Source organism: Streptomyces chartreusis, assembly GCF_008704715.1.
Classification (GTDB): Bacteria; Actinomycetota; Actinomycetes; order Streptomycetales; family Streptomycetaceae; genus Streptomyces; species Streptomyces chartreusis.
In genome coordinates, this window is record NZ_CP023689.1 from 4,424,356 (window position 1) to 4,447,721 (window position 23,366).

General features: G+C 69.3%; 26 protein-coding genes. 8 read left to right on the forward strand and 18 right to left on the reverse strand.

The features are described from left to right. The first annotated feature begins 62 nt into the window (after window positions 1-62). The 3 genes from folB to CP983_RS19030 are packed head-to-tail and all read left to right on the forward strand — an operon-like array spanning window position 63 to window position 1,576. On the forward strand, window positions 63-422 hold the full coding sequence (gene folB / locus CP983_RS19020; protein ID WP_107904545.1) for a dihydroneopterin aldolase: 360 nt from the start codon (window positions 63-65) through the stop codon (window positions 420-422). Then, window positions 419-1,030 (forward strand): 2-amino-4-hydroxy-6-hydroxymethyldihydropteridine diphosphokinase, encoded by a 612-nt coding sequence (folK, locus tag CP983_RS19025; protein WP_107904547.1) that lies wholly within the window; start codon window positions 419-421, stop codon window positions 1,028-1,030. Before folB ends, folK begins: the two co-directional genes overlap by 4 nt. 57 nt (window positions 1,031-1,087) lie before the next feature. After that, the gene (locus CP983_RS19030) at window positions 1,088-1,576 is read left to right on the forward strand and encodes a DUF3180 domain-containing protein (RefSeq protein WP_107904549.1); all 489 of its coding nucleotides are present in this window, start codon (window positions 1,088-1,090) and stop codon (window positions 1,574-1,576) included. 24 nt (window positions 1,577-1,600) lie between these two features. On the opposite strand, the gene folE is transcribed toward CP983_RS19030, so the two are convergent. The 6 genes from folE to dacB form a co-directional block, all read right to left on the reverse strand. After that, window positions 1,601-2,206 carry a GTP cyclohydrolase I FolE gene (gene folE, locus CP983_RS19035; RefSeq protein ID WP_107904551.1) on the reverse strand — a complete coding sequence of 202 codons (606 nt, stop codon included), beginning with the start codon at window positions 2,204-2,206 and terminating at the stop codon, window positions 1,601-1,603. Window positions 2,207-2,346: 140 nt separating this feature from the next. Continuing rightward, window positions 2,347-4,386 (reverse strand): ATP-dependent zinc metalloprotease FtsH, encoded by a 2,040-nt coding sequence (gene ftsH, locus CP983_RS19040; RefSeq protein WP_107904554.1) that lies wholly within the window; start codon window positions 4,384-4,386, stop codon window positions 2,347-2,349. Between the two features lie 207 nt (window positions 4,387-4,593). Next, window positions 4,594-5,154 carry a hypoxanthine phosphoribosyltransferase gene (gene hpt / locus CP983_RS19045; RefSeq protein ID WP_030944032.1) on the reverse strand — a complete coding sequence of 187 codons (561 nt, stop codon included), beginning with the start codon at window positions 5,152-5,154 and terminating at the stop codon, window positions 4,594-4,596. Between the two features lie 71 nt (window positions 5,155-5,225). Further along, window positions 5,226-6,389, reverse strand: coding sequence for a tRNA lysidine(34) synthetase TilS (gene tilS, locus CP983_RS19050; protein ID WP_150500649.1), 1,164 nt, complete (start codon window positions 6,387-6,389; stop codon window positions 5,226-5,228). Between the two features lie 212 nt (window positions 6,390-6,601). Next, window positions 6,602-7,741, reverse strand: coding sequence for a zinc-dependent metalloprotease (locus CP983_RS19055; RefSeq protein WP_107904556.1), 1,140 nt, complete (start codon window positions 7,739-7,741; stop codon window positions 6,602-6,604). Window positions 7,742-7,812: 71 nt separating this feature from the next. Continuing rightward, entirely contained in the window at window positions 7,813-9,429 is a 1,617-nt protein-coding gene (dacB, locus tag CP983_RS19060) for a D-alanyl-D-alanine carboxypeptidase/D-alanyl-D-alanine endopeptidase (RefSeq protein WP_150506694.1), read from the reverse strand. A gap of 94 nt (window positions 9,430-9,523) precedes the next feature. Between dacB and CP983_RS19065 the strand changes: the two genes are divergently transcribed. After that, window positions 9,524-10,015 (forward strand): inorganic diphosphatase, encoded by a 492-nt coding sequence (locus CP983_RS19065; RefSeq protein WP_015658794.1) that lies wholly within the window; start codon window positions 9,524-9,526, stop codon window positions 10,013-10,015. 118 nt (window positions 10,016-10,133) lie between these two features. Next, window positions 10,134-11,765, forward strand: coding sequence for a threonine/serine exporter family protein (locus tag CP983_RS19070; RefSeq protein ID WP_150500650.1), 1,632 nt, complete (start codon window positions 10,134-10,136; stop codon window positions 11,763-11,765). Between the two features lie 26 nt (window positions 11,766-11,791). On the opposite strand, the gene CP983_RS19075 is transcribed toward CP983_RS19070, so the two are convergent. Next, a complete protein-coding gene (locus CP983_RS19075; RefSeq protein WP_107904558.1) occupies window positions 11,792-12,730 on the reverse strand; it encodes a DedA family protein in 939 nt (312 codons plus the stop codon). Window positions 12,731-12,867: 137 nt separating this feature from the next. Between CP983_RS19075 and CP983_RS19080 the strand changes: the two genes are divergently transcribed. Next, complete coding sequence (locus CP983_RS19080) at window positions 12,868-13,233, forward strand: YbjQ family protein (protein ID WP_107904560.1); 366 nt, start codon at window positions 12,868-12,870, stop codon at window positions 13,231-13,233. 16 nt (window positions 13,234-13,249) lie between these two features. Here the strand turns inward: CP983_RS19080 and CP983_RS19085 are convergent, their stop codons facing one another. Next, complete coding sequence (locus tag CP983_RS19085) at window positions 13,250-14,011, reverse strand: MerR family transcriptional regulator (RefSeq protein ID WP_107904562.1); 762 nt, start codon at window positions 14,009-14,011, stop codon at window positions 13,250-13,252. An 88-nt stretch (window positions 14,012-14,099) separates the two neighbouring features. Here CP983_RS19085 and gad point away from each other — a divergent pair, with 88 nt between their 5' ends. Next, window positions 14,100-15,518: a glutamate decarboxylase gene (gene gad, locus CP983_RS19090; protein ID WP_150500652.1), complete on the forward strand. Its 1,419-nt coding sequence runs from the start codon at window positions 14,100-14,102 to the stop codon at window positions 15,516-15,518. Window positions 15,519-15,536: 18 nt separating this feature from the next. Here the strand turns inward: gad and CP983_RS19095 are convergent, their stop codons facing one another. From CP983_RS19095 to CP983_RS19115, 5 genes are all read right to left on the reverse strand, one after another. Beyond that, entirely contained in the window at window positions 15,537-16,298 is a 762-nt protein-coding gene (locus CP983_RS19095; RefSeq protein WP_150500654.1) for an ABC transporter permease, read from the reverse strand. Continuing rightward, on the reverse strand, window positions 16,295-17,275 hold the full coding sequence (locus CP983_RS19100) for an ATP-binding cassette domain-containing protein (RefSeq protein ID WP_150500656.1): 981 nt from the start codon (window positions 17,273-17,275) through the stop codon (window positions 16,295-16,297). The genes CP983_RS19095 and CP983_RS19100 overlap by 4 nt, the downstream gene beginning before the upstream one ends. Before the next feature lie 74 nt (window positions 17,276-17,349). Beyond that, window positions 17,350-17,991 (reverse strand): PadR family transcriptional regulator, encoded by a 642-nt coding sequence (locus CP983_RS19105; protein WP_125526804.1) that lies wholly within the window; start codon window positions 17,989-17,991, stop codon window positions 17,350-17,352. A gap of 103 nt (window positions 17,992-18,094) precedes the next feature. Then, entirely contained in the window at window positions 18,095-19,555 is a 1,461-nt protein-coding gene (locus CP983_RS19110) for an aldehyde dehydrogenase family protein (RefSeq protein WP_150500658.1), read from the reverse strand. A gap of 91 nt (window positions 19,556-19,646) precedes the next feature. After that, window positions 19,647-20,471, reverse strand: a complete 825-nt coding sequence (locus CP983_RS19115; RefSeq protein ID WP_107905282.1) for a helix-turn-helix domain-containing protein — start codon at window positions 20,469-20,471, stop codon at window positions 19,647-19,649. A gap of 354 nt (window positions 20,472-20,825) precedes the next feature. Between CP983_RS19115 and CP983_RS19120 the strand changes: the two genes are divergently transcribed. After that, the gene (locus CP983_RS19120; RefSeq protein WP_229915053.1) at window positions 20,826-21,329 is read left to right on the forward strand and encodes an ATP-binding protein; all 504 of its coding nucleotides are present in this window, start codon (window positions 20,826-20,828) and stop codon (window positions 21,327-21,329) included. Window positions 21,330-21,413: 84 nt separating this feature from the next. Here CP983_RS19120 and CP983_RS19125 read toward each other — a convergent pair whose 3' ends face one another. The 5 genes from CP983_RS19125 to rpsR form a co-directional block, all read right to left on the reverse strand. Beyond that, window positions 21,414-21,632, reverse strand: a complete 219-nt coding sequence (locus CP983_RS19125) for a DUF397 domain-containing protein (RefSeq protein WP_244364974.1) — start codon at window positions 21,630-21,632, stop codon at window positions 21,414-21,416. A 192-nt stretch (window positions 21,633-21,824) separates the two neighbouring features. Continuing rightward, window positions 21,825-22,310 (reverse strand): SRPBCC family protein, encoded by a 486-nt coding sequence (locus CP983_RS19130; protein ID WP_107904573.1) that lies wholly within the window; start codon window positions 22,308-22,310, stop codon window positions 21,825-21,827. Continuing rightward, the gene (locus CP983_RS19135; protein ID WP_150500662.1) at window positions 22,307-22,660 is read right to left on the reverse strand and encodes an ArsR/SmtB family transcription factor; all 354 of its coding nucleotides are present in this window, start codon (window positions 22,658-22,660) and stop codon (window positions 22,307-22,309) included. The genes CP983_RS19130 and CP983_RS19135 overlap by 4 nt, the downstream gene beginning before the upstream one ends. Before the next feature lie 15 nt (window positions 22,661-22,675). Next, a complete protein-coding gene (locus tag CP983_RS19140; protein WP_125526807.1) occupies window positions 22,676-23,047 on the reverse strand; it encodes a VOC family protein in 372 nt (123 codons plus the stop codon). 85 nt (window positions 23,048-23,132) lie between these two features. Then, window positions 23,133-23,363 (reverse strand): 30S ribosomal protein S18, encoded by a 231-nt coding sequence (gene rpsR, locus CP983_RS19145; protein WP_030944081.1) that lies wholly within the window; start codon window positions 23,361-23,363, stop codon window positions 23,133-23,135. Window positions 23,364-23,366: the final 3 nt, after the last annotated feature.

The window sequence follows — 23,366 nt, forward strand, 5'->3', positions numbered from 1 at the left end:
CCGGTGTGCCGCCCGCACACGGCACCGACCGGCCGTCACCGACGATTGCAGGAGTGATTCGCGTGGATCGTGTCGCGCTGCGCGGCCTGAAGGCCCGCGGGTACCACGGCGTGTTCCCCGAGGAACGCGCACAGGGCCAGATCTTCGTCGTGGACCTCGTCCTCGGCCTCGACACCCGGCCCGCCGCCGCGGACGACGACCTGGCGAAGACCGTCCACTACGGCATCGTGGCGGAGGAGGTCGTGGCCGTCGTCGAGGGCGACCCGGTCAATCTCATCGAGACGCTCGCCGAACGCATCGCCCAGGCCTGTCTGAAGCACGAAGGGGTCCACGAGGTCGAGGTCACCGTCCACAAACCGGACGCGCCGATCACGGTCCCCTTCGACGACGTGACCGTCACCATCACCCGGAGCCGAGTATGACTGCACCGTTCATCAAGGGCCCCAGCGACCCGACCGTACAGCCGGTACCCGCCTCCGTCGTCGAGCAGGTCGACGCCGCCGACACCACCCTCAGCAACCCGAAACGGGCCGTGATCTCCCTCGGCTCCAACCTCGGCAACCGCCTGGAGACCCTCCAGGGCGCCATCGACGCGCTGGAGGACACCCCCGGCGTCCGCATCAAGGGCGTCTCCCCCGTCTACGAGACGGAGCCCTGGGGCGTCGAGCCGGGCAGCCAGCCCTCCTACTTCAACGCCGTCGTGGTCCTCAAGACCACGCTCCCCCCGTCCTCCCTGCTGGAGCGCGCGCACGCGGTCGAGGAGGCCTTCCACCGGGTCCGGGACGAACGCTGGGGCGCACGCACCCTCGACGTCGACATCGTCTCCTACGCCGACGTCGTCTCCGACGACCCGCACCTCACGCTCCCCCACCCCCGCGCCCACGAACGGGCGTTCGTCCTCGCCCCCTGGCACGACCTGGAACCCGAGGCCCAGTTGCCCGGCCGCGGCGCGGTCGCCGAACTGCTCGGCACGGTCACCCTGGACGGCGTGGCGCCGCGCGTGGACCTGGAACTCCAGCTCCCCGAATAGTCGTTAAGGTCAAGACGACCACAATCCGCGGGCACCCGGGGGAGCTGAAGGAACACCGTGAGAGAGCTGCGCATCAGGCTGCTGGCCGGCGTGTTCATCATCGCCGGAGTCCTGTCCTGGGCGGGTGCCCGCCTGTGGAACGCCGTGGGGACCCTGCCCAGCGTCCCCCTGGCCGCCCCCATCGTCCTCGCCCTGATCGCCGTGGTCCTCCTGTCCACGGCGATCTCGATCCGCGCCCGCCTCAAGGCGCAGCGCGAACGCGACCCCGACGCCAAGGGCGTCGACCCGCTGATGGCCGCCCGCGCGGTCGTCTTCGGCCAGGCCAGCGCCCTGGTGGCCGCCCTCGTCGCCGGCATGTACGGCGGCACGGGCGTCTTCCTCCTGGAATACCTCGATATCCCCGCCCGCCGCGACCAGGCCATCTACGCCGGCTTCTCGGTCCTCGCCAGCCTCGGCGTAATAGCGGCAGCAGTCTTCCTGGAACGAGTCTGCAAGCTCCCGGACGACGACGAACACAACAACACGGGCGCCACGCCTACGACGTAGCGCGGGGGATCGGCGCGCGGTGGGTCAGCGGGCCATGATGAGGCTCATCGCCTCGTTGCGCGTCGCCGCGTCCCGCAGCTGACCGCGCACCGCCGACGTTATGGTCTTCGCGCCCGGCTTGCGGATGCCACGCATCGACATGCACATGTGCTCGCACTCCACGACGACAATCACCCCGCGCGGCTCCAGGATCTCCATCAGAGAGTCAGCGATCTGCGTAGTGAGACGTTCCTGCACCTGCGGCCGGCGGGCATAGACATCCACCAGCCGGGCCAGCTTGGACAGCCCCGTGATCTTGCCGGACGTGGCCGGGATGTAGCCGACGTGCGCGACGCCCCGGAACGGCACCAGATGATGCTCACAGGTCGAGTACACCTCGATGTCCTTCACGAGCACCATCTCGTCGTGCCCGATGTCGAACGTCGTGGTCAGGACGTCCTCGGGCTTCTGCCACAGGCCCCCGAAGATCTCCTTGTACGCCCGCGCCACCCGCGCCGGTGTCTCCCTGAGGCCCTCGCGGTCCGGGTCCTCGCCGACCGCGATCAGCAGTTCGCGTACGGCGTTCTCGGCGCGCTTCTCGTCGAACTCGCCGATGCGGCCCTCGCCGTCCAGCGTCACGGGGTCGGTCATGTGGTGCCTCGTTCCTTCGCGGGTGGCGCGTGTGGGTCACGCGTCTGGACTGCGGGCATACGAAAATGCCGCGCCCCCCAGGCTAGAACCAGGGGGGCGCGGCATCCATTCCGGGCCCGGTGCGCTCACCGGGTGGGGCGTCAGCTCTCGGGACGCTCCTCGGGAGCCGGCTCCGTCGCCGGGGCGGGCTCCGTCACCGTCGACTTGGCGGTGCTGATCGCCGGGGTCGCGCCGTTGGCGCCGTTCGTCAGTGCGAGCTCCTTGGGGGAGAGCACCGGCGGACGGGTGGACGGCGTGCGGCGGGAGGACCCGGTCCAGGCGGGCCGCGGGGGACGCTTGACGATGGTGGCGAAGACCTCGGCGATCTCCTCCTTGCCCAGCGTCTCCTTCTCCAGCAGCTGGAGCACCAGGTTGTCGAGGACGTCGCGGTTCTCGACCAGGATCTCCCAGGCCTCGTTGTGCGCGTTCTCGATGAGCTTCTTGACTTCCTCGTCCACGAGCGCGGCGACCTCTTCCGAGTAGTCGCGCTGGTGAGCCATTTCACGTCCGAGGAAGGGCTCGGTGTTGTCGCCGCCGAACTTGATCGCGCCGAGACGCTCGGTCATGCCGTACTGCGTGACCATCGCACGTGCGGTGGTCGTGGCCTTCTCGATGTCGTTGGCTGCACCGGTGGTCGGGTCGTGGAAGACGAGCTCCTCGGCCGCGCGGCCGCCCAGCATGTAAGCCAGCTGGTCCAGCATCTCGTTGCGGGTCGTGGAGTACTTGTCCTCGTCCGGCAGGACCATGGTGTAGCCGAGCGCGCGGCCTCTGGACAGGATCGTGATCTTGTGGACCGGGTCGGAGTTCGGGGAGGCCGCCGCGACCAGGGCGTGTCCGCCCTCGTGGTACGCGGTGATCTTCTTTTCCTTGTCCGACATGATCCGGGTCCGCTTCTGCGGGCCCGCCACGACGCGGTCGATGGCCTCGTCCAGCATCTGGTTGTCGATGAGCTTCTTGTCCGAGCGGGCGGTGAGCAGCGCGGCCTCGTTGAGGACGTTGCTCAGGTCCGCGCCGGTGAAGCCCGGCGTGCGGCGGGCGACCGCCGACAGGTCGACGTCCGGGGCGACCGGCTTGCCCTTCTGGTGGACCTTGAGGATCTCCAGACGGCCCTGCATGTCCGGGCGGTCGACCGCGATCTGGCGGTCGAAGCGGCCGGGCCGCAGGAGGGCCGGGTCGAGGATGTCGGGCCGGTTCGTCGCGGCGATGAGGATCACGCCGCCCTTGACGTCGAAGCCGTCCATCTCGACGAGCAGCTGGTTGAGGGTCTGCTCACGCTCGTCGTGACCGCCGCCGAGGCCGGCGCCGCGGTGGCGGCCGACTGCGTCGATCTCGTCGACGAAGACGATCGCCGGGGCGTTCGCCTTGGCCTGCTCGAACAGGTCTCGGACTCGGGAGGCACCGACACCGACGAACATCTCGACGAAGTCGGAACCGGAGATCGAGTAGAAGGGCACGCCCGCCTCGCCGGCGACGGCGCGCGCGAGGAGCGTCTTGCCGGTTCCGGGAGGCCCGTAGAGCAGTACGCCCTTGGGGATCTTGGCGCCCACGGCCTGGAACTTGGCGGGCTCCTGGAGGAATTCCTTGATCTCCTGGAGTTCCTCGACGGCCTCGTCCGAGCCGGCGACGTCCGAGAACGTCGTCTTGGGGGTGTCCTTGGTGATGAGCTTCGCCTTGGACTTCCCGAAGTTCATTACTCGGGAGCCGCCGCCCTGCATCTGATTCATCAGGAACAGGAAGACGACGACGATGAGGACGAAGGGGAGCAGGGAGAGCAGGATCCCGACGAACGGGTTCTGCTTGGACGGCGAGACCGTGTAGCCGTCCGGGATCTGCTTGTCCTGGTACTTGTTCTGCAGCGTGCTGGCGATGGTCACGCCTTGGTCGCCGATGTAGCTCGCCTGGATCTTGGTGGCGCCCTCGACCTTTTCGCCGTCCTTGAGCTGGACCTTGATGGTGTTCTCGTCACCAGTGGTCAGCTTGGCCGACTCGACCTTGTTGTCATTGATCGCCTGGACGACCTGGCCGGTGTCCACCGTCTTGTAGCCGCCGGACGAGCCGACGACCTGCATCAACACGACCACGGCAAGGACGGCCAGCACGATCCACATGACCGGCCCACGGAAGTATCGCTTCACGTCCATCCATACGGAGCGGTGCCGCCCCGTCCCTCCTGCCATAGTGAGTTTGATAAGACAGTTCTTCTGACGGTACCCCAGCTTCGTCGCGCGAAGCCGCACGGGACGGCTGGCAAGCCCGTCTGCATGCTCCAACGGCGCGAGGCCCGCCGGGGTTCCCGATCTTCGTACGGTGCTTGGGCCCTTCGGGTCCGCGGTCGCGGACCGTGGGGCTCAACCGCCGTAGACGTGGGGCGCGAGCGTACCGACGAACGGGAGGTTGCGGTACTTCTCGGCGTAGTCGAGGCCGTAGCCGACGACGAACTCGTTGGGGATGTCGAAGCCGACCCATTCGACGTCGATGGAGACCTTCGCGGCGTCCGGCTTGCGCAGCAGGGTGCAGATCTTCAGGGTCTCGGGCTCGCGCGAGCCGAGGTTGTTGATCAGCCAGGACAGGGTCAGGCCGGAGTCGATGATGTCCTCGACGATCAGGACGTGCCGGCCCTTGATGTCGGTGTCGAGGTCCTTGAGGATCCGCACGACACCGGAGGACTGGGTGCCGGCGCCGTAGGAGGACACCGCCATCCAGTCCATGGTGACGGGGGTGGACAGCGCCCTGGCGAGGTCGGCCATGACCATCACCGCGCCCTTGAGGACACCGACGATGAGCAGGTCCTTGCCTTCGTACTCCGCGTCGATCTTCGCTGCCAGCTCTGCCAGCTTGGCGTCGATCTCTTCCTTGGTGATGAGCACCTGCTGGAGGTCGGCACCCATGTCTTTCGCGTCCACCCGCATCACTTTCGGTCGGTCGTCCCGCATTCTCGGCTCACCGGCCCCTCCTTGGTCTGCTGTGGAGGGGTCGGGAATCAGCCTTGCCGAATCACCAGTCTGCCACCCTGCCGCTGCGCGACGACTTTGCCGGGGAGGTTGATGGCTCCCTGGCCGCGCCAGCCGGTGATCAGACGGTCGACTTCTTCGATGTGGCGGGCGAACAGCGAACCGGCGGGCGCTCCGGCCTCGATGGCGGCGCGGCGCAGGATCCGGCGGCGTACGGCGGGCGGCAGCACGTACAGCTTGGCGCACTCCAGGAGACCGGTCGCGTCGCGTACGCCGGCCTCGGCCTGGCTGGCCCAGGCGTCGAGGGCGTCGGCGTCGTCGCGGGAGAGCTGGGCGGTGCGGGCGAGAGCCTCCACGACGCCTTTGCCGAGTGCCTTCTCCAGGGCGGGCAGGCCTTCTTGGCGCAGGCGGGACCTGGTGTACGCGGGGTCGGAGTTGTGGGGGTCGTCCCAGACCGGCAGGGCCTGGACCATGCAGGCCTTGCGGGCGGTCTGCCGGTCGAGTCCGAGGAAGGGGCGGCGGTAACGGCCGCCGGCCCCCGAGACCGCGGCCATTCCGGACAGGGAGCGGATGCCGGAGCCGCGGGCGAGGCCGAGGAGGACGGTCTCGGCCTGGTCGTCGCGGGTGTGGCCGAGGAGGACGGCGATGGCGCCGTGGCGTACGGCCGCGTCGTCGAGGGCGGCGTAGCGGGCGTCGCGGGCTGCGGCCTCGGGTCCGCCGGTGCGGCCGACGGTCACGGCGAGGGACTCGGCCGGGTCGAGACCGAGTTGGCGCAGGCGCAGGACGACTTCTTCGGCGCGCAGGTCGGAGCCGGGCTGGAGGCCGTGGTCGACGGTGATGCCGCCGGCGCGGATGCCGAGTTTGGGGGCTTCGAACGCGAGGGCGGAGGCGAGGGCCATGGAGTCGGCGCCGCCGGAGCATGCCACGAGCACGAGCGGGGAGGGGGGCCGCTCGTGCGGGGCAGCGCGCGGGGGCTCCTGAGGGCTCTGGCCGGGGAGCTCGTACGACGTTTCGAGTGCGGTGCCCAGGGCGGCGTGCTGTGTGCCGGGGGACGGCGCGGGCGTCTTGGGGGAGGCCGCGCGCGGGCTGCTGGGCGCGGGCACGTCGTAGATGCGGCTGTGTTCGGTGAGGATGTCGTGGAGGACGCGGCGGACCGCCAGGCGTATCGCCGCGACCGCAGGATGGGGACCCATGTCCGGTTCCCTTCATGAAGTTGTCGGGGGGTGAGCCCGAAGCTCGGTCACTCAGAGTGTGTAGATGGTGACAGAGCCGGGCCGTTCCCCGAGCATTGCACGCCTACCCATGGCTCACGGTCCCTCGGACGGGTGATTGCAGGGGCGTTCGCCTGCCGTCGGCCGGATTCGGTTCACGACCTTCGTATGAGATGCACGACTCGGCGCGTGTTTCACGACTCCGCCTTGCGGTGCACCCGCGCGATCCAGTCCGCCGGTTTGGCGATCTCCGTCTTGGTGGGGAGGGTGTTCGGGGAGGTCCACACGCGGTTGAAGCCGTCCATGCCGACCTGTTCCACGACGGCGCGTACGAAGCGTTCGCCGTCGCGGTACTGGCGCAGTTTGGCGTCCAGGCCGAGCAGTTTGCGCAGGGCCGTGTCCAGTCGGGAGGCGCCCTTGGCGCGGCGCTGCTGGAATTTCTCGCGGATCTCGGCGACGGACGGCACGACGGCGGGGCCGACTCCGTCCATCACGAAGTCGGCGTGGCCTTCGAGGAGGGACATCACGGCGGTGAGGCGGCCGAGGATCTCTCGCTGGGCCGGGGTCTGCACCAGTTCGACGAACGAACGTCCGCCGTCGTCCTCCTCCGAATCGGGCCGGCTGCCGGAGAGGGACTGGGCGGCTTCGCGGATGCGCTCCAGGACGGTCATGGGGTCGACGTCGGTCTCCCCCAAGAACGACTGGATTTCGCCCTCCAGGTGGTCCCGCAGCCAGGGCACCGCGCTGAACTGGGTGCGGTGGGTCTCCTCGTGCAGGCACACCCACAGGCGGAAGTCGTGGGGCTGTACGTCGAGTTCGCGCTCCACGTGGACGATGTTCGGGGCGACGAGGAGGAGGCGGCCGCCGCCGCTCGGTGAACCAGGGGGGCCGCCCGCCGGGAGGTCGCGGGTGGCGGGGGCGAAGGTCTCGTACTGGCCGAGGACACGGGAGGCGAGGAAGGACAGCAGCATGCCGAGTTCGACGCCGGTGACCTTGCCGCCGACCGCGCCGAGGACGGCGCCGCCGGGGCTGGTGGTGCGTCGTTCCTGCATCTTGTCGAGGAGGGGCTTGAGGATCTCCCGGAAGCCGGCGACGTTCGCCCGGATCCAGCCGGGGCGGTCGACGACGAGGACCGGGGTGTCGTGGATGTCGTCCGTGCCCATACGGGTGAAGCCGCGGACGTGTTCCTCCGAGGCCTTGGCATGCCGGCGCAGCTCGGCGACGACGGCGCGGGCCTCGTCGCGGCTCACCTCCGGGCCCGGCCGTACGAACCGGGTCGCGGTCGCCACCGCGAGATTCCAGTCGACCATCTCGGCACCACCGATGCTCGTCATGTGTCAACCGTACGTGAGCGGTCCCACTTGGGGCAGGCCGTGGTGCGTGGCGGAAGCGGTGGCCGGTGAGGTCAGCGGCAGCCGCAGGACGCCAGTGCGGTGGCGGCCCTGTCCAGTGCCGACCGGGCGGCGCCCACGTTGTCGCCGGTGGACAGGAACGCGAAGGCGAGGAGCCGGCCGTCCTGGTCGACGACGGTGCCGGCCAGGGAGTTCACGCCGTGCAGGGTGCCTGTCTTCGCGCGGACGATGCCGGCCGCGCCGTCGGTGTAGCGGGTGCTGAGGGTGCCGGTGAAGCCGGCCACGGGGAGGCCGGTGAGGACGGGGCGGAGTTCGGGGTGGGCCGGGTCGGCGGCCTTGGCGAGCAGGGCGGTGAGCAGGTCCGCCGTCAGCTTGTCGGCGCGGTCGAGGCCGCTGCCGTCCTTGATGTCGGTGCCCGCGACGGGGAGGCCGAGCTTCTTCAGGCGGTCCCTGATCGCCTTGCCCGCGCCGTCGAAGTCGGCGCGTGCGCCGCTCGCGACGGCGGTCTGGCGGGCGAGGGCCTCGGCGATGTCGTTGTCGCTGTTGGTGAGCATGCGCTCGACCACGGAGGACAGGGGCGGTGAGGAGACCTCGGCGAGCGGTTCGGCGCGGTCGGTCGCCTTCGAGGGGCCGGGCGCGCTGGTCTTGATGCCGTGGTCGGCGAGGAGGTCCGCGAATCGGGCGGTCGCGTCCCTCGCGGGGTCCTCCACCCGCTTCACGGGGCCGCTGGTGGAGTCGTCGGTGCGGGCCTCGTCGACCATGAGGGCGCTGACCAGGGCGAGGTTGGGGTTGTTCCCGATGGGGTGCAGTTCGGAGCCGGCGTAGAGCGTCTTGTCGTACGAAAGGGTGATCTGGCGTACGTCCTGCTTCTTCAGGGCGCGGGCGGTGCGGTCGGCGAGTTCGCGCAGGCTCGCCCAGCCGTCGGCGTCCTTGCGGGCGGTGAGTGTGGGGTCGCCGCCGCCGACGAGGACCAGTTCGCCGGTGTCGGGTTCCAGGGCGGTGCGGGTGGTGAGGCGGTGGTCGGGGCCGAGGGCCGCGAGGGCGGCGACGGCGGTGGCGATCTTCGTGGTGGAGGCGGGGGTGAGGGCCTTGCCGGAGTCGTCGCCGTAGAGGCGTTCGCCGCTGGCGACGTCGACGATCGCCACGGACCTGCTGCCGAGCGCCGGGTCGGCCAGGAGCGGGCCGACGAGTCCGGCGACGGCCTTGCCGTTCGGGGCCGATCCGGCGGTGCCGACGCCGCCGCCGAGGCCGGTCAGGACGGAGGCCGCGCTGGGGGCGGGGCGGGGTCCTTGGGCCGCCGTGCCGGAGGAGTCGGACGTATCGGTATTACGGCCGTGATCTGTGCCACCCGTACGTTCCTGGGCGGCCGCCCAGTCCCGCTCGGCCGTACGCTGACCGGTGGAGTCCCAGGGGCCGGCGGCGGTCACCACTCCGGCGGCCAGCGCCAGTCCGGCGGTGGCGGCGCCCGCGGTGTACTGCCAGGTCTTCGGCCTGGTGATCCGTGCGGCCTGCGGGGAAACGGCTCGGGTGAGCCGTACGACCCGCGGTTTCGCGGCCGTCGCGGCGCGCGCGAGTCGTGGCCGGACGGCCTCCGCGGCTCGTGCCAGACGGGGTCGTACGGCGCCCGCGACCCGCGTCACATGCGGTTTCGCGGCTCGCCAAGGCCTCATCTCCGGCACGACCACCAGCCCCTTTCGCGATCACACACCTGCGTGAGGGACACTTAACCACCAGAACTATGTGTTGATCATGGAGGAGCCACCGGTGGAGTTCGACGTCACGATCGAGATTCCGAAGGGTTCGCGGAACAAGTACGAGGTGGACCACGAGACCGGTCGGATCCGCCTGGACCGTCGCCTCTTCACCTCGACCGCCTACCCGACCGACTACGGCTTCGTCGAGAACACCCTCGGCGAGGACGGTGACCCGCTGGACGCGCTGGTCATCCTGGACGAGCCGACGTTCCCGGGCTGCCTCATCAAGTGCCGCGCGATCGGCATGTTCCGTATGACGGACGAGGCCGGCGGCGACGACAAGCTGCTGTGCGTGCCGGCGACGGACCCGCGCCAGGAGCACCTGCGTGACATCCACCACGTCTCGGAGTTCGACCGCCTGGAGATCCAGCACTTCTTCGAGGTGTACAAGGACCTGGAGCCCGGCAAGTCCGTCGAGGGCGCCGACTGGGTGGGCCGTACCGAGGCCGAGGCCGAGATCGAGCGGTCCTACAAGCGCTTCAAGGACCAGGGCGGCCACTGAGGCAAATCCTTGGCTTTTGGCCATGTGAACGGGCTGTACGCGTGCGCGTGCAGCCCGTTCGTGCGTCTGTGCGCATACTGAGGGCGGCAGGAGGTGTCGTAAGAGGAGTGCTGCGCACGTGACGGAAGCGGAGGACCGCAAACCGCAGTCGGACGAGGCGAGGATGGCTTTCAGGCCACCGGCCGGCATCGAGGTGGGGGACAGCGAGTCGGAGACCACCTCCGAGTTCGCCCTTCCCACGGGGCTGGACGTACCTCAGTCGACGTCCCCGGAACCGGAGGGCTCGGCGTTCGCCACGCCGGGCGGGTACAGCGTCGAGGACGCCTCGCCGGCGTTCACGCCGGCCACCGGCATCCCGCGGATAAGCCTGACGAAGGACCTGCCCTGGCAGGACCGGATGCGCACGATGCTGCGCATGCCGGTGGCCGAGCGGCCCGCGCCGGAGCGGATGCCGAAGGTGGAGGAGGAGGGTCCGGCCGTCCCGCGCGTGCTCGACCTGACCCTGCGTATCGGTGAGCTGCTGCTGGCGGGCGGTGAGGGCGCGGAGGACGTGGAGGCCGCGATGTTCGCGGTGTGCCGGTCCTACGGCCTTGACCGCTGCGAGCCGAACGTCACCTTCACGCTGCTGTCGATCTCGTACCAGCCGTCGCTGGTGGACGATCCTGTGTCGGCGTCGCGTACGGTGCGGCGGCGCGGCACGGACTACACGCGTCTGGCGGCCGTGTACCAGCTCGTCGACGACCTCAGTGATCCGGAGAGCCACATCTCCCTGGAGGAGGCCTACGGGCGGCTCGCGGAGATGCGGCGCAACCGGCACCCGTACCCGACGTGGGTGCTCACCTCGGCGAGCGGGCTGCTCGCGGGTGCGGCCTCCGTGCTGGTCGGCGGTGATCTGATCGTGTTCGTCGCGGCGATGCTCGGCGCGATGCTCGGCGACCGGCTGGCGTGGCTGTGCGCGGGGCGCGGGCTGCCGGAGTTCTACCAGTTCACGGTGGCGGCGATGCCGCCGGCCGCGATAGGGGTCGCGCTGACGCTGACGCACGTCGACGTGAAGGCGTCCGCGGTGATCACCGGTGGGCTGTTCGCGCTGCTGCCCGGGCGGGCCCTTGTCGCGGGAGTGCAGGACGGCCTGACCGGCTTCTACATCACCGCGTCCGCCCGCCTGCTGGAGGTCATGTACTTCTTCGTCGGCATCGTGGTCGGCGTCCTGGTGATCCTGTACTTCGGGGTCAACCTCGGCGCCAAGCTCGATCCGGACGCGGCGCTGAACATCTCGCCGCGGCCGTACTGGCAGATCGCCGCGTCCATGCTGCTGTCGCTGACCTTCGCGGTGCTGCTCCAGCAGGAACGGTCCACCGTGCTCGCGGTGACCCTCAACGGCGGTGTCGCCTGGGTCGTGTACGGCGCCATGCACTACACCGGCGAGTTCTCGCCGGTTGCCGCCACGGCGGTCGCGGCGGGGCTGGTGGGCCTGTTCGGGCAGCTGATGGCCCGCTACCGGTTCGCGTCGGCGCTGCCGTACACCACGGCGGCGATCGGGCCCCTGCTGCCGGGTTCCGCGACGTACTTCGGGCTGCTGTCGATCGCGCAGAACAACGTCGACAAGGGGCTGGTGTCGCTGGCCACCGCCGCCTCACTCGCCATGGCCATCGCGATCGGCGTCAATCTGGGGTCGGAGATCTCGCGGCTGTTCCTGCGGATCGGGTCCCCGGAAAAGCGACGAGCTGCCAAGCGCACCCGAGGGTTCTAGCGCCTGGCAGCTCGCTCGCGGGTGTCTCAGTAGCCCTGGTTGGGCGGGTACTGCTGGTTCTGCTGGTTCTGCTGTCCGCCGTAGGGCTGCTGCTGGCCGTAGCCCTGGGGGTACTGCTGGGCGTACGGCTGCTGGGGCTGGTTGCCGTAGTACTGCTCGTCGTAGCCGTACTGCCGGCCGTCCTGGTTGCCGTAGTGCTGCTGGTCCTGGTTGCCGTACGACGGGTCCTGGTTGCCGTAGGGCTGCTGGGGCCGGTCGTCGGAGGGGATGCGGCGCAGCTGGGTCGTCGCGTCGTCCATCTGCTGGTGCTGGGGCTGTGCGGCGGCGGGAGCCTCGGCCGCGGCGCGCTTCTTCTTGGCGCGCTCGCGCAGGACCTCGATGATGATCGGGACCACGGAGACGAGGACGATCAGGATCAGGATCGCCTCGACGTTCGTCTTGATGAACGTGATCTGGCCGAGCCAGTAGCCCGCGAGCGTGACGCCGGTGCCCCAGGCGATGCCGCCGATGACGTTGTACGTGAGGAACGTGGCGTACCTCATGCGGCCGGCGCCCGCCACGATGGGGGCGAAGGTGCGCACGATCGGCACGAAGCGGGCCAGCACGATCGCCTTGGGCCCGTACTTCTCCATGAACTCGTGGGCCTTCTCCAGGTTCTCCTGTTTGAAGAGCTTGGAGTTGGGCCGGCTGAACAGCTTCGGGCCGAAGAACTTGCCGATCATGTAGCCGACCTGGTCGCCGATGACGGCCGCCAGGACGATGAGCGTGCAGACCAGCCACAGCGGCTGGCTGATGTAGTTCCCCTCGGCCACGAACAGACCCGCCGTGAACAGCAGGGAGTCCCCGGGCAGGAACGCGAAGAGACCGGACTCGGCGAAGACGATCAGCAGGATGCCTGGGAGGCTGAAGGTCTCGATCAGATAGTCCGGGCTGAGCCACTCGGGGCCGAGCGCAAGCGTGGTCACGGGATTGTGGCTCCTGCGGGGAAGGGGCGGGCGGGCTGTGACTGGCGGGTCAAAAATATCAACGCTGCGCCGGTCGCCCAGGTTCCATTGACCCGTTCAGGATGCACTGTGCGCCCGCTGGGACAAAGCTGTGAGCCATGGGCATCGAAGAGTACGGCGGCGGGCAGGGGCCCCGCCCTGACGTTCTGGTAGTGACCACGAACGACATTCCCGGCCATCGGGTCACGGAGGTCATCGGTGAGGTCTTCGGACTGACCGTGCGCTCCCGGCACGTCGGCAGTCAGATCGGCGCCGGGCTGAAGTCGCTGGTCGGCGGTGAGCTCAAAGGGCTCACCAAGACGCTCGTGGAGACCCGTAACCAGGCCATGGAGCGGCTCGTCGAGCAGGCACGCGCGCGTGGCGCGAACGCTGTGCTGGCGTTCCGCTTCGACGTGACCGAGGCGGCCGACGTGGGCACCGAGGTGTGCGCCTACGGGACCGCGGTGGTCCTGGCCCGGGAGTAGGGCCCGGGCCAGGACGTCAGGAGGAGTGCCGGGCCGCGTTCGCGAGGATCGCGGCCCGCAGGTGCTCGGCGAGGCCGGGACGCATGGTGTCGTAGAACGCCTTGAAGCGTTCGTCGGCGACGTACATCTCGGCGAGGCACTGGTGCATCTCGTAGCCGCACTCGTAGTACCAGCCGCTGATGTGCTGCCGGTGTTCCTCGGCCAGGTCCATGGCGCCCTCACCGGTGGGCGGTTCACCGGCGGCCATCAGGGCGACGTAGCGCTCGCTCCACTCGTTCGCCTCCGCCTGCAGCCTCTTCCAGTCCTCCTTGGTGTAGGTCGCGGCGCGGCGCTGTGACTCGGCGTACGACTCCGTGCCGCCCCAGCGCCGTTCCGCCTCCTCGGCGTACTGCTCCGGGTCCTTGTCGCCGAAGACCTCGAAGCGCTCCTCCGGCGTCAGATTGATTCCCATCGTGCGTGCCTCCATGGCGTGCTCCACGGCCTCCGCCATCTTGCGCAGCTGCTCGATCCGGGCGGTCAGCAGCTCGTGCTGCCGGCGCAGGTGTTCGCGCGGGTCCGCGGCCGGGTCGTCGAGCAGGGCGGCGACCTCTTCGAGCGGGAAGCCGAGCTCCCGGTAGAACAGGATCTGCTGCAGCCGGTCGAGGTCGGCGTCGTTGTAACGCCGGTGGCCCGCGTGGCTGCGTTCGCCGGGTACGAGCAGGCCGATGTCGTCGTAGTGGTGCAGGGTGCGCACCGTGACGCCGGCGAAGCCCGCGACCTGTCCCACGGAGTAGCTCACTTCCGCTCCCTTCTCGGTTCGCGTTCCACACTGAGGCCTCACGCGGCGTGAGGTGCAAGCCGGGCAACGCGGAACTACCGTCGATTACATGCCACTGCATCGTGGGAACACCGAGGCCTCGGACGGGGACGGCCCGCGCAGGCTGTCCGTCAACCCGTTCTTCGGCGAGGCGAACCCGGTCGGCGGGATGACCGAGGCTCCCCCCAGGCATCGACTGCCCGACGCCCCCATGGCGCCTTCGTCCGCCTATCAGGTGGTGCACGACGAGCTGATGCTCGACGGCAACTCACGGCTCAACCTCGCCACGTTCGTCACGACGTGGATGGAGCCCCAGGCGAACGCGCTGATGGCCGAGTGCCGCGACAAGAACATGATCGACAAGGACGAGTATCCACGCACCGCCGAGCTGGAGCGGCGCTGTGTGGCGATGCTCGCCGACCTGTGGAACGCGCCCGACCCGTCGTCGGCCGTGGGCTGCTCCACCACCGGCTCCAGCGAGGCGTGCATGCTCGCCGGGATGGCGCTGAAGCGGCGCTGGATGCGGCGCAACGCCGACCGCTACCCGGGGGCGCGCCCCAACCTGGTCATGGGCATCAACGTCCAGGTCTGCTGGGACAAGTTCTGCAACTTCTGGGAGGTGGAGCCGCGGCTGGTCCCGATGGAGGGCGAGCGGTTCCATCTCGATCCGCAGGCGGCGGCCGAGCTGTGCGACGAGAACACCATCGGCGTCGTGGGGATCCTGGGCTCGACCTTCGACGGTTCCTACGAGCCGATCGCGGACCTGTGCGCCGCGCTCGACACCGTTCAGGAGCGCACCGGCCTCGATGTCCCGGTGCATGTCGACGGGGCGTCCGGGGGGATGGTGGCGCCGTTCCTGGACGAGGATCTGGAGTGGGACTTCCGGCTGCCGAGGGTCGCCTCGATCAACAGCTCGGGGCACAAGTACGGCCTGGTCTACCCGGGTGTCGGCTGGGCCCTGTGGCGGGACAAGGAGGCGCTGCCCGAGGAACTGGTGTTCCGGGTCAACTATCTGGGCGGCGACATGCCGACGTTCGCGCTGAACTTCTCCCGGCCGGGCGCGCAGGTCGTGGCTCAGTACTACTCGTTCCTGCGGTTGGGGCGGGAGGGGTACCGGGCCGTGCAGCAGGCCGCGCGGGACGTGGCCGGGCAGGTCGCCGAGGCCGTGGAGAAGCTCGGCGACTTCCGGCTGCTGACCAGGGGCGACCAGTTGCCCGTGTTCGCGTTCACCACGGCCCCGGACGTGACGGCGTACGACGTCTTCGACGTGTCGCGGCGGATGCGTGAGGCGGGCTGGCTGGTTCCGGCGTACACCTTCCCGCCGCACCGCGAGGACCTGTCGGTGCTGCGGGTGGTCTGCCGCAACGGCTTCTCCACCGATCTCGCCGAGCTGTTCGTGGAGGACCTGAGCCGGTCCCTGCCGGAGCTGCGCCGGCAGCCGCGCCCCGCCACCCATGACAAGGGCGCGGCCACCGGGTTCCACCACTAGCGGGTCACGGGCGGACCGTCAGCGGCTCAGACGCGCGAACCGCCGCACCGCCAGCGGGAAGAACACCGCGAGGAGCAGCAGCGGCCAGACGACGGCCGGCAAGAGGTGCTCGGTGCCGGTGCCGCGGAACAGGTCGCGTGCGGCGGTCGCCGTGTGGGACATCGGGTTCCACTCGACGACGGTGCCCAGCCAGCCGGGCATGGACCCGGGCAGGGCGAGGGCGTTGGACAGGAAGCCGACCGGCCAGACCAGGATCTGCACGGCCTGCACCAGTTCCGGCTTGCCGGCCACCAGGGCCAGGTGGATGCCGATCCACAGCATGGCGAAGCGGAACAGCAGGAGCAGTCCCACGGCGCCCAGGAAGGCCACCGGCCCGCCGTCCGCGCGCCAGCCGAGCGCGAACCCGACCCCCATGAGGGCCAGCAGGGCCAGCGCCGACTGGAGCATGTCGGCGATCGAACGGCCCACCAGGACGGCCCCGTTGGTCATCGGCATGGACCGGAAGCGGTCGATCACGCCCTTGTTGAGGTCCTGGGTGACCGCGATCATCGTGCCCTCAAGGCCGAAGGCCATCGTGAGCGCGAGCATCCCGGGCAGGAGGTAGTCGATGTAGGAGCCCTCGACACCGCGTCCGCCGCCGATGAGGTAGCCGAACATCAGCAGCAGCATCACGGGGAAGAACAGGGCGACGACGACCTGGACGGGCTGGCGCGCCCAATGGGCGAGCTCGCGGCGGGTCATGGTCCAGGAGTCGGCCAGGGCGTAGGCGTTCGTGCTCATGCGGGCTCCTTCACTCGGTTGTCGTCCCCGGTGAGGTGCAGGAACACCTCGTCCAGCGTCGGGCGCCGCAGGGCCACGTCCTCGGCCTCGATCCCGGCCGCCTCCAGGGCCCGTACGACGCCGGAGAGCGCCGCCATCCGGTCGGTGACCCGGGCGCTGAGCAGCCGGCGGTCGGCATCGACGGAGACGGCGTCCTTCGGTACGGGCAACAGGGCCACGGCGGCGCCCAGTTGCCCGGCATCGCGCAGGACGACGTCGATGCGGTCGCCGCCGGTGAGCGCCTTGAGCTCGTCGGCCGTGCCGTCGGCGGTGACCCGGCCGGCGTCGACGACCGAGATGCGGTCGGCGAGCTGGTCGGCCTCCTCCAGGTACTGGGTGGTGAGCAGGACCGTGGTGCCGCCGCCGACCAGGGAGCGGACGGCGGACCAGACCTCGGCGCGGCCGCGCGGGTCGAGTCCGGTGGTGGGTTCGTCCAGGAACAGCACCTGCGGGTCGGTGCCGTGCCGGTTGCCGATGAGCGAGGCGGCCAGATCCAGCCGGCGCCGCATGCCTCCGCTGTACTGCTTGACCGGCTTGCGGCCGGTGTCGGCCAGGCCGAAGCGCTCCAGGAGCTCGCCGGCGCGCACGCCTGCGCGCCGGCCGCCGAGGTGGTGCAGGCGGCCGAACATCTCCAGGTTCTGCCGGCCGTCCAGTTCCTCGTCCAGGGCCGCGTGCTGGCCGAGGAGGCCGATGCGCAGGCGCACCTCGTACGCCTGGCGGACCGCGTCGTGCCCGGCCACCTCGACGCGGCCGCTGTCCGGCCGCAGCAGAGTGGACAGGATGCGGACCAGGGTGGTCTTGCCCGCGCCGTTCGGGCCGAGCACTCCGTGCACGGTGCCGGCCGCGACCGTAAGGTCGAGCCCGTCCAGTGCGTTCTTGCCGGCTTTGCCGCCGTACCTCTTGCGTGCCCCTTCGACGATGATCGCCGTGTCGGCCACTGAGAACCCCTTCGCTAGTCAAACTTGACTACCAGCCCGAAGCTAATACCCCGCAATCGGTTAGTCAAACTTGATTAGTGATCGTCCCCGGGGTGCCGCTCCCCCGTCGCGTACGGGTTGCCCTCGTCATCGGCGAGAACACCGACGAAGGGATCGCCCTCCCCGGCGAAGATGTATGCGCCGCCCTCGATCCGCCCGATGAGCCCCTGGGTCCACTCGGCCTCGGCGTCGGCGGTGTGGATCCAGAGGTTCATGATCTCGCCGATGTGACCGAGCTGGCCGGGACCGGCCTCGGGCACGTAGTGCTCGGTGACGGCGGAGCGCCACTCCTCGATGCGCCGGATGCGCTCCTTGAGCAGGGCGACGGTCTCGCCGCGCGGCAGGTCGACCATGAAGCCGATGGCCGCCGACTTGACGTCCATCTTCTGGTCGTAGGAGGTCAGCGCCTCGCGGACCAGGCCGAGGTACTCCTCGACGCCACGGTCGGTGATCTCGTACTCCGTGCGCGGCGGCCCGCCTGCCGTGGACGGCGCGACCTCGTGGGCGTGCAGCAGTCCCTGCTTCGCCATCTGCTTCAGGGCGTGGTAGATCGAGCCGGGCTTGGCGTTGGACCACTCGTGCGCGCCCCAGTACTCCAGGTCGTTGCGCACCTGGTAGCCGTGGGCACGCCCGTGCTGGCGCACCGCGCCGAGCACGAGAAGACGGATCGCTGACATGCGCTCCAGGTTAGGTCCGTTACGGGCGGGCGCCGAGGTCAGGCCCCGATGGCGCACCGTCCGGAAACGGAGCGTGTGCGCCTCGGGGCCGGGCTCGGGACGTCTAGAACGGGAAGCCGCTGCGGCCGTGCTGGACGGAGATCCACTTGGTCGTGGTGAAGGCGTCCAGCATCGTCTCGCCGTTGAGGCGGCCGAGGCCGGAGTGCTTCTCGCCGCCGAAGGGGACGATCGGCTCGTCGTGGACGGTGCCGTCGTTCACGTGGAACATGCCCGTGTCGATCTGCTTGGCGAAGGCCACACCGCGCTCGATGTCGCCGGTGTGGACGGCACCGCTCAGACCGTAGGGGGTGTCGTTGACGAGACGTACGGCCTCCTCCTCGCCGTCGAAGGTGAGGAGGAAGGCGACCGGGCCGAAGACCTCCTGCTTCAGCAGGGGCGAGTCGGCCGGGAGGCCGCTCAGGACCGACGGCCGGACGAGGTTCTCCGTGGTCGTGCCGTGCACCAGCGCCGTGGCACCCTCGGCGATCGCCTGCTCGACGGCGCCCGAGATGGCGTCCGCCTGGGAGGAGTTGATGACCGGGCCGATGACGGTCTCGGGGTCGCGCGGGTCGCCGGCCTTGAGGGACCTCACCTTGGCGACGAACTTCTCGGTGAACTCGTCCGCGACCGAGCGGTCCACGAGGACGCGGTTCGCGGCCATGCAGACCTGGCCCTGGTGGACGTACCGGCTGAAGACGGCCGCGTCGACGGCGTAGTCGATGTCGGCGTCGTCGAGGACCACGATCGCGCTGTTGCCGCCGAGTTCGAGGACCGAGCGCTTGAAGTGCGAGGCGCAGACGGTGGCGACGTGGCGGCCGACCTTGTCGGAGCCGGTGAAGGAGATGACCTTCGGGATCGGGTGCTCGATGAAGGCGTCGCCGATCTCGGCGATGTCGGTGATGACGACGTTCAGCAGACCGGCCGGGAGCCCCGCGTCCTCGAAGATCTTCGCGACCAGGGAGCCGCCGCAGATCGGGGTGTTCTGGTGGGGCTTCAGCACCACGCCGTTGCCGAGCGCGAGCGCCGGGGCGACCGACTTCAGGGAGAGCAGGAAGGGGAAGTTGAAGGGGCTGATCACGCCCACGACACCGACCGGGACGCGGTAGACGCGGTTCTCCTTGCCGTCCACCGGGGAGGGCAGGATCCTGCCCTCGGGGCGCAGCGCCAGATGGACCGCCTCACGCAGGAACTCCTTGGCGAGGTGGAGTTCGAACGCCGCCTTCAACCGGGTGCCGCCGAGCTCGGCGATGATCGCCTCGGCGATGTCCTGCTCACGGTCCTCTATCAGGCGCAGCGCCTTCTCGAAGACGGCACGGCGGGCGTAGGGATTGGTCGTGGCCCACTGCTTCTGGGCGCGGGCGGCGGCCTTGTAGGCGTCGTCGACCTCGTCGACCGTGGCTATGGTGATCGACGCGAGCTTCTCGCCGTCGTAGGGATTGAAGTCGATGATGTCCCAGGAGCCTGTACCCGGGCGCCATTCACCGTCGATGTACTGCTGAGCCAGGTCGGTGAAGTAGGACGACATGTGATCCCTCAATCCCTAGCAGACCCGCGATCGGCACGGCCGCCATCGCGCTCGTCTTCACGGTCTGATCACACGTCATCGTACTTGTGATTCAAGAGAGTTGAAGGAGACCCCGGAGAAGATCCCGGCTCTCGTCCGGACCCGGACTGTCCTGCTGGAGCTCCTTGAGCGCGGTCTCGTACTGGGCGACGTCCTCGTGCTTGTCGAGGTAGAGCGCGGAGGTGAGCTGCTCCAGGTAGACGACGTCCGACAGGTCGGACTCGGGGAAGCTGAGGATCGTGAAGGCGCCGGACTCGCCGGAGTGGCCGCCGAGGCTGAACGGCATGATCTGCAGCCGTACGTTGGGTCGCTGGGAGATCTCGATCAGGTGCTGGAGCTGGCCGCGCATCACCTCGCGGTCGCCGTAGGGACGGCGCAGGGCGGCCTCGTCCAGGACGATGTGGAACTCGGGGGCGTTCTCGGAGAGGAGGTACTTCTGCCGCTCCAGGCGCAGCGCCACGCGCTTCTCTACGTCGGCCGCGCTCGCGCCCTTCATGCCGCGCCTGACGACCGCGCGGGCGTACGCCTCGGTCTGGAGCAGGCCGTGCACGAACTGCACCTCATAGGCGCGAATGAGACTTGCGGCGCCCTCCAGGCCGACGTATGTGGGGAACCAGCTGGGCAGGACGTCCGAGTAACTGTGCCACCAGCCGGCCACGTTGGCCTCGCGGGCGAGGGAGAGGAGCGAGGCGCGCTCCTGTTCGTCCGTGATGCCGTACAGCGTCAGCAGGTCCTCGACGTCCCGTGTCTTGAAGCTCACCCGGCCCAACTCCATGCGGCTGATCTTCGACTCGGACGCACGGATCGAGTACCCCGCAGCTTCGCGGGTGATCCCGCGCGCCTCCCGCAGTCGCCTCAGTTGCGAGCCGAGCAGCATGCGCCGCACCACCGATCCGGGCTCTCCCGCGCTCACGTTCGCCAGCCTCCCCAACCGTCTTCAGGGCCCGCAGTCTGCCACTAAATCACTTCGAGCAGTACTCGTCCGATTACAGAGACGGAAAGAAGACAAGGATTTCACCCAGGAAGGAGTCAGCGGAACGCAAGGAGAGGAAGCGAAGTTGGCGGAAAAAATGGCCAACAAGCGGTACGGGAGCGTCCAATTCGGTCACGTGCACGTGCATCTGCCCTTGCATCTGCTCTGCGCATCAGAAACCATGGTCCCGCGCAACCGCTGCATCGCAACGACCGCGAACTCCCGGGAGTGCCTCGCATGGGGACGAATGGATCGACCATGCTCGAGCCGTTACGGCAGGGCCTTCCGCCACTGGACCCCGCAGCCGTCTCCAACGCCGCCTCCTGCGCACTGCCCGCCCGCTACGAAGCGGTCCGTGAGGCACGCAAGTTCACCCGACGCACGCTGGACCAGTGGGAACTGGACTACCGCTTCGACGACGTCTGCCTCGTGGTCTCGGAACTGGTGACCAACGCGCTACGGCACGCGCTGCCGGCCGGTGCGCAGCGGCTGCCCGAACAGACGCCGCCCGTGCGGCTGCATCTGATGCGCTGGACCGAGCGGCTGGTGTGCGCGGTGCGCGATCCCAGCCACGACAGCCCGGTGGCACGCGACTCCGACGACTTCTCGGCGGAGTCCGGGCGCGGTCTCTTCCTCGTCGATTCCTTCAGTGACAGCTGGGGGTGGCAGCCGCTGGCGGGGACGCTCAGCGGCAAGGTGGTCTGGGCGCTGTTCCGGCTGCAACCGGGCCAGACGGCCACGGCCGGCTCGGCGGACTCATGAACCGCGGCGCTCGACGGCTCCGCGGTTCTACGCGCGTTACAGAGCGGAACACGTCGATTGCCCTGGGTTGTGCACCCAGTTGGGTCAGCCCACGACCAAGTGGTCGAACTCGCCGTCCTTGACGCCGAGGAGCATCGCCTCGATCTCGGCGCGCGTGTAGACGAGCGCCGGGCCGTCGGGGAAGCGCGAGTTGCGCACCGCCACATCACCGCCGGGCAACCGCGCGAACTCCACGCAGGAACCCTGCGAGTTGCTGTGCCGGCTCTTCTGCCAGGCGACCCCGTTCAGCTCCGTGGCCGCCATGCCGTTGTACACGTCGTGGTCCACAGGTCGCTCCCCGGTGGTGCGGTGGCTCGAGGCCATTGAGGCAAGAGGTGGTGCAGTGGTGCGGAAGTCAACTGCTTCCGGATCATAGCTCTGTTCACGTGCAACTGCATGAGCAGATGCACGTGCACGCGGGGTGTTCCTGTGGTTACTCCTGTGACGTACGCGGGCTCACATGCGTTCCAGCGCATGCCCCAGGGATCGCATCACATGCGTCCGCCAGCCGCCGCCCATGATCTTCCTAGCCATGAGTTGGGCCGGGTCGTCCGGATCGAATCCCTCGTGCACTAGGAAGAGACGCGTTCCGCGCCCTTCTTGTTCCAAACTCCAAGTAACCGTCCAATTGGCGGAGTTGACCGGAGAAGGGTCGATCCAGCGGAGGCTCAGCATCCGCTCGACCCGGTACGCCAGGACCTCCACCTCGATGGTTCCGGAGAAGTTCGTGTTGGGTCGCGGGACGGAGGTCATCGTGTACCGGTGCCCGACCTCCAGCCGGAAGTCCTCGACGCCCTGCATCTGCCACTGCACGAGCAGCTCGGGTTCGGTCAGGGCGCGCCAGACCTTGGCGGGCGGATGCGGAAAGTACTGGTCCACGCGGACGACGGTCAGATCGTCGTCGGGCTCGGGGCCGAGGCGGGGGTCCGGTTCGTCGCTCATGCCGGCTCATCGTCGGGCATGCGGTCGAGCAGGTCGCCGAGGCCCTTCATACGGTCGCGCCAGAACCGCTCGTACGGATGGAGCCAGTCCTGCACCTCGGCGAGCGGGGCCGCCTCAAGGCGGTAGATGCGCTGCCGGCCGGAGCGCTGCTCGGAGACCAGGCCGGCGTCCCGGAGCACCTTCAGATGCTCCGAGAGGCTGGGGCGGCGCATGTCGAAGTGGTCGGCCAGGACCTGGACCGGCTGGGGCCCGCCGTCGCGCAGCAGTCGCAGCACCTCGCGGCGCGTGCCGTTGGCGAGCGCGGCGAAGACGCGGTCCTCTGCGGCCTCCCGGGCCCCGGTCGCGGTCATGCCCTGCCCTTCCCGTTACTGAGCGGCCTCCGTCAGCAGCATCAGGCCGTTGCCGTCGGGGTCCTGGAATCCGGCCATCCGCCCCCAGGGCAGATCGTCCGGCCCCTGCACGGAGACCCCCGCCTGCGCGAGCCGCGTGCAGTCCGCGTCGACGTCGGTCGTGACCAACATGATCCCCCGGGTCGTGCCGGGCTCGAAACCGCCCATCCCAGGGCCGGAGAGCGTGAAGACCGTCTGCGCGCCCTTGGGGGCGACCTGGAGCCACCTGCCCTGCGGCATGTCCAGATCGGCGGTGACCTCGAAGCCGAGGACCTCCGTGTAGAAGCGCAGGGCGCGGTCCTGGTCGGCGACGGGGAGCGTGACGAAGGAGGCGTGAGTGATGTTCATGGGAACGACAATAGGTAGGAGATTCCCTACGCGTCAAACGTAGGGAATCTCCTACCTGTGAGTCCCGAGGGATCGCGGGAGGCGGCTAGCGGGACGAGTACGGCAGCAGTGCCATCTCCCGCGCGTTCTTGATGGCCTTCGCCAGTCGGCGCTGCTGCTGGACCGTGACGCGGGTGACCCGGCGGCTGCGGATCTTGCCGCGGTCGGAGATGAAGCGGCGCAGCAGGTCGGTGTCCTTGTAGTCGATGTGGGTGATGCCCGCCTGGTCCAGCGGGTTGGGCTTCTTGCCGGGCTTGCGCTCGGGCTTGCGGGGCATGGG

Excerpts from the sequence above, each read along its gene's own strand:
- folK (WP_107904547.1), top strand. The coding sequence starts at position 419 with ATGACTGCACCGTTCATCAAGGGCCCCAGCGACCCGACCGTACAGCCG.
- folE (WP_107904551.1), bottom strand. The coding sequence starts at position 2,206 with ATGACCGACCCCGTGACGCTGGACGGCGAGGGCCGCATCGGCGAGTTC.
- ftsH (WP_107904554.1), bottom strand. The coding sequence starts at position 4,386 with ATGGACGTGAAGCGATACTTCCGTGGGCCGGTCATGTGGATCGTGCTG.
- hpt (WP_030944032.1), bottom strand. The coding sequence starts at position 5,154 with ATGCGGGTGGACGCGAAAGACATGGGTGCCGACCTCCAGCAGGTGCTC.
- tilS (WP_150500649.1), bottom strand. The coding sequence starts at position 6,389 with ATGGGTCCCCATCCTGCGGTCGCGGCGATACGCCTGGCGGTCCGCCGC.
- CP983_RS19055 (WP_107904556.1), bottom strand. The coding sequence starts at position 7,741 with ATGACGAGCATCGGTGGTGCCGAGATGGTCGACTGGAATCTCGCGGTG.
- dacB (WP_150506694.1), bottom strand. The coding sequence starts at position 9,429 with ATGAGGCCTTGGCGAGCCGCGAAACCGCATGTGACGCGGGTCGCGGGC.
- CP983_RS19080 (WP_107904560.1), top strand. The coding sequence starts at position 12,868 with ATGGGCATCGAAGAGTACGGCGGCGGGCAGGGGCCCCGCCCTGACGTT.
- gad (WP_150500652.1), top strand. The coding sequence starts at position 14,100 with ATGCCACTGCATCGTGGGAACACCGAGGCCTCGGACGGGGACGGCCCG.
- CP983_RS19095 (WP_150500654.1), bottom strand. The coding sequence starts at position 16,298 with ATGAGCACGAACGCCTACGCCCTGGCCGACTCCTGGACCATGACCCGC.
- CP983_RS19105 (WP_125526804.1), bottom strand. The coding sequence starts at position 17,991 with ATGTCAGCGATCCGTCTTCTCGTGCTCGGCGCGGTGCGCCAGCACGGG.
- CP983_RS19110 (WP_150500658.1), bottom strand. The coding sequence starts at position 19,555 with ATGTCGTCCTACTTCACCGACCTGGCTCAGCAGTACATCGACGGTGAA.
- CP983_RS19115 (WP_107905282.1), bottom strand. The coding sequence starts at position 20,471 with ATGCTGCTCGGCTCGCAACTGAGGCGACTGCGGGAGGCGCGCGGGATC.
- CP983_RS19120 (WP_229915053.1), top strand. The coding sequence starts at position 20,826 with ATGCTCGAGCCGTTACGGCAGGGCCTTCCGCCACTGGACCCCGCAGCC.
- CP983_RS19125 (WP_244364974.1), bottom strand. The coding sequence starts at position 21,632 with ATGGCGGCCACGGAGCTGAACGGGGTCGCCTGGCAGAAGAGCCGGCAC.
- CP983_RS19130 (WP_107904573.1), bottom strand. The coding sequence starts at position 22,310 with ATGAGCGACGAACCGGACCCCCGCCTCGGCCCCGAGCCCGACGACGAT.
- CP983_RS19135 (WP_150500662.1), bottom strand. The coding sequence starts at position 22,660 with ATGACCGCGACCGGGGCCCGGGAGGCCGCAGAGGACCGCGTCTTCGCC.
- CP983_RS19140 (WP_125526807.1), bottom strand. The coding sequence starts at position 23,047 with ATGAACATCACTCACGCCTCCTTCGTCACGCTCCCCGTCGCCGACCAG.
- rpsR (WP_030944081.1), bottom strand. The coding sequence starts at position 23,363 with ATGCCCCGCAAGCCCGAGCGCAAGCCCGGCAAGAAGCCCAACCCGCTG.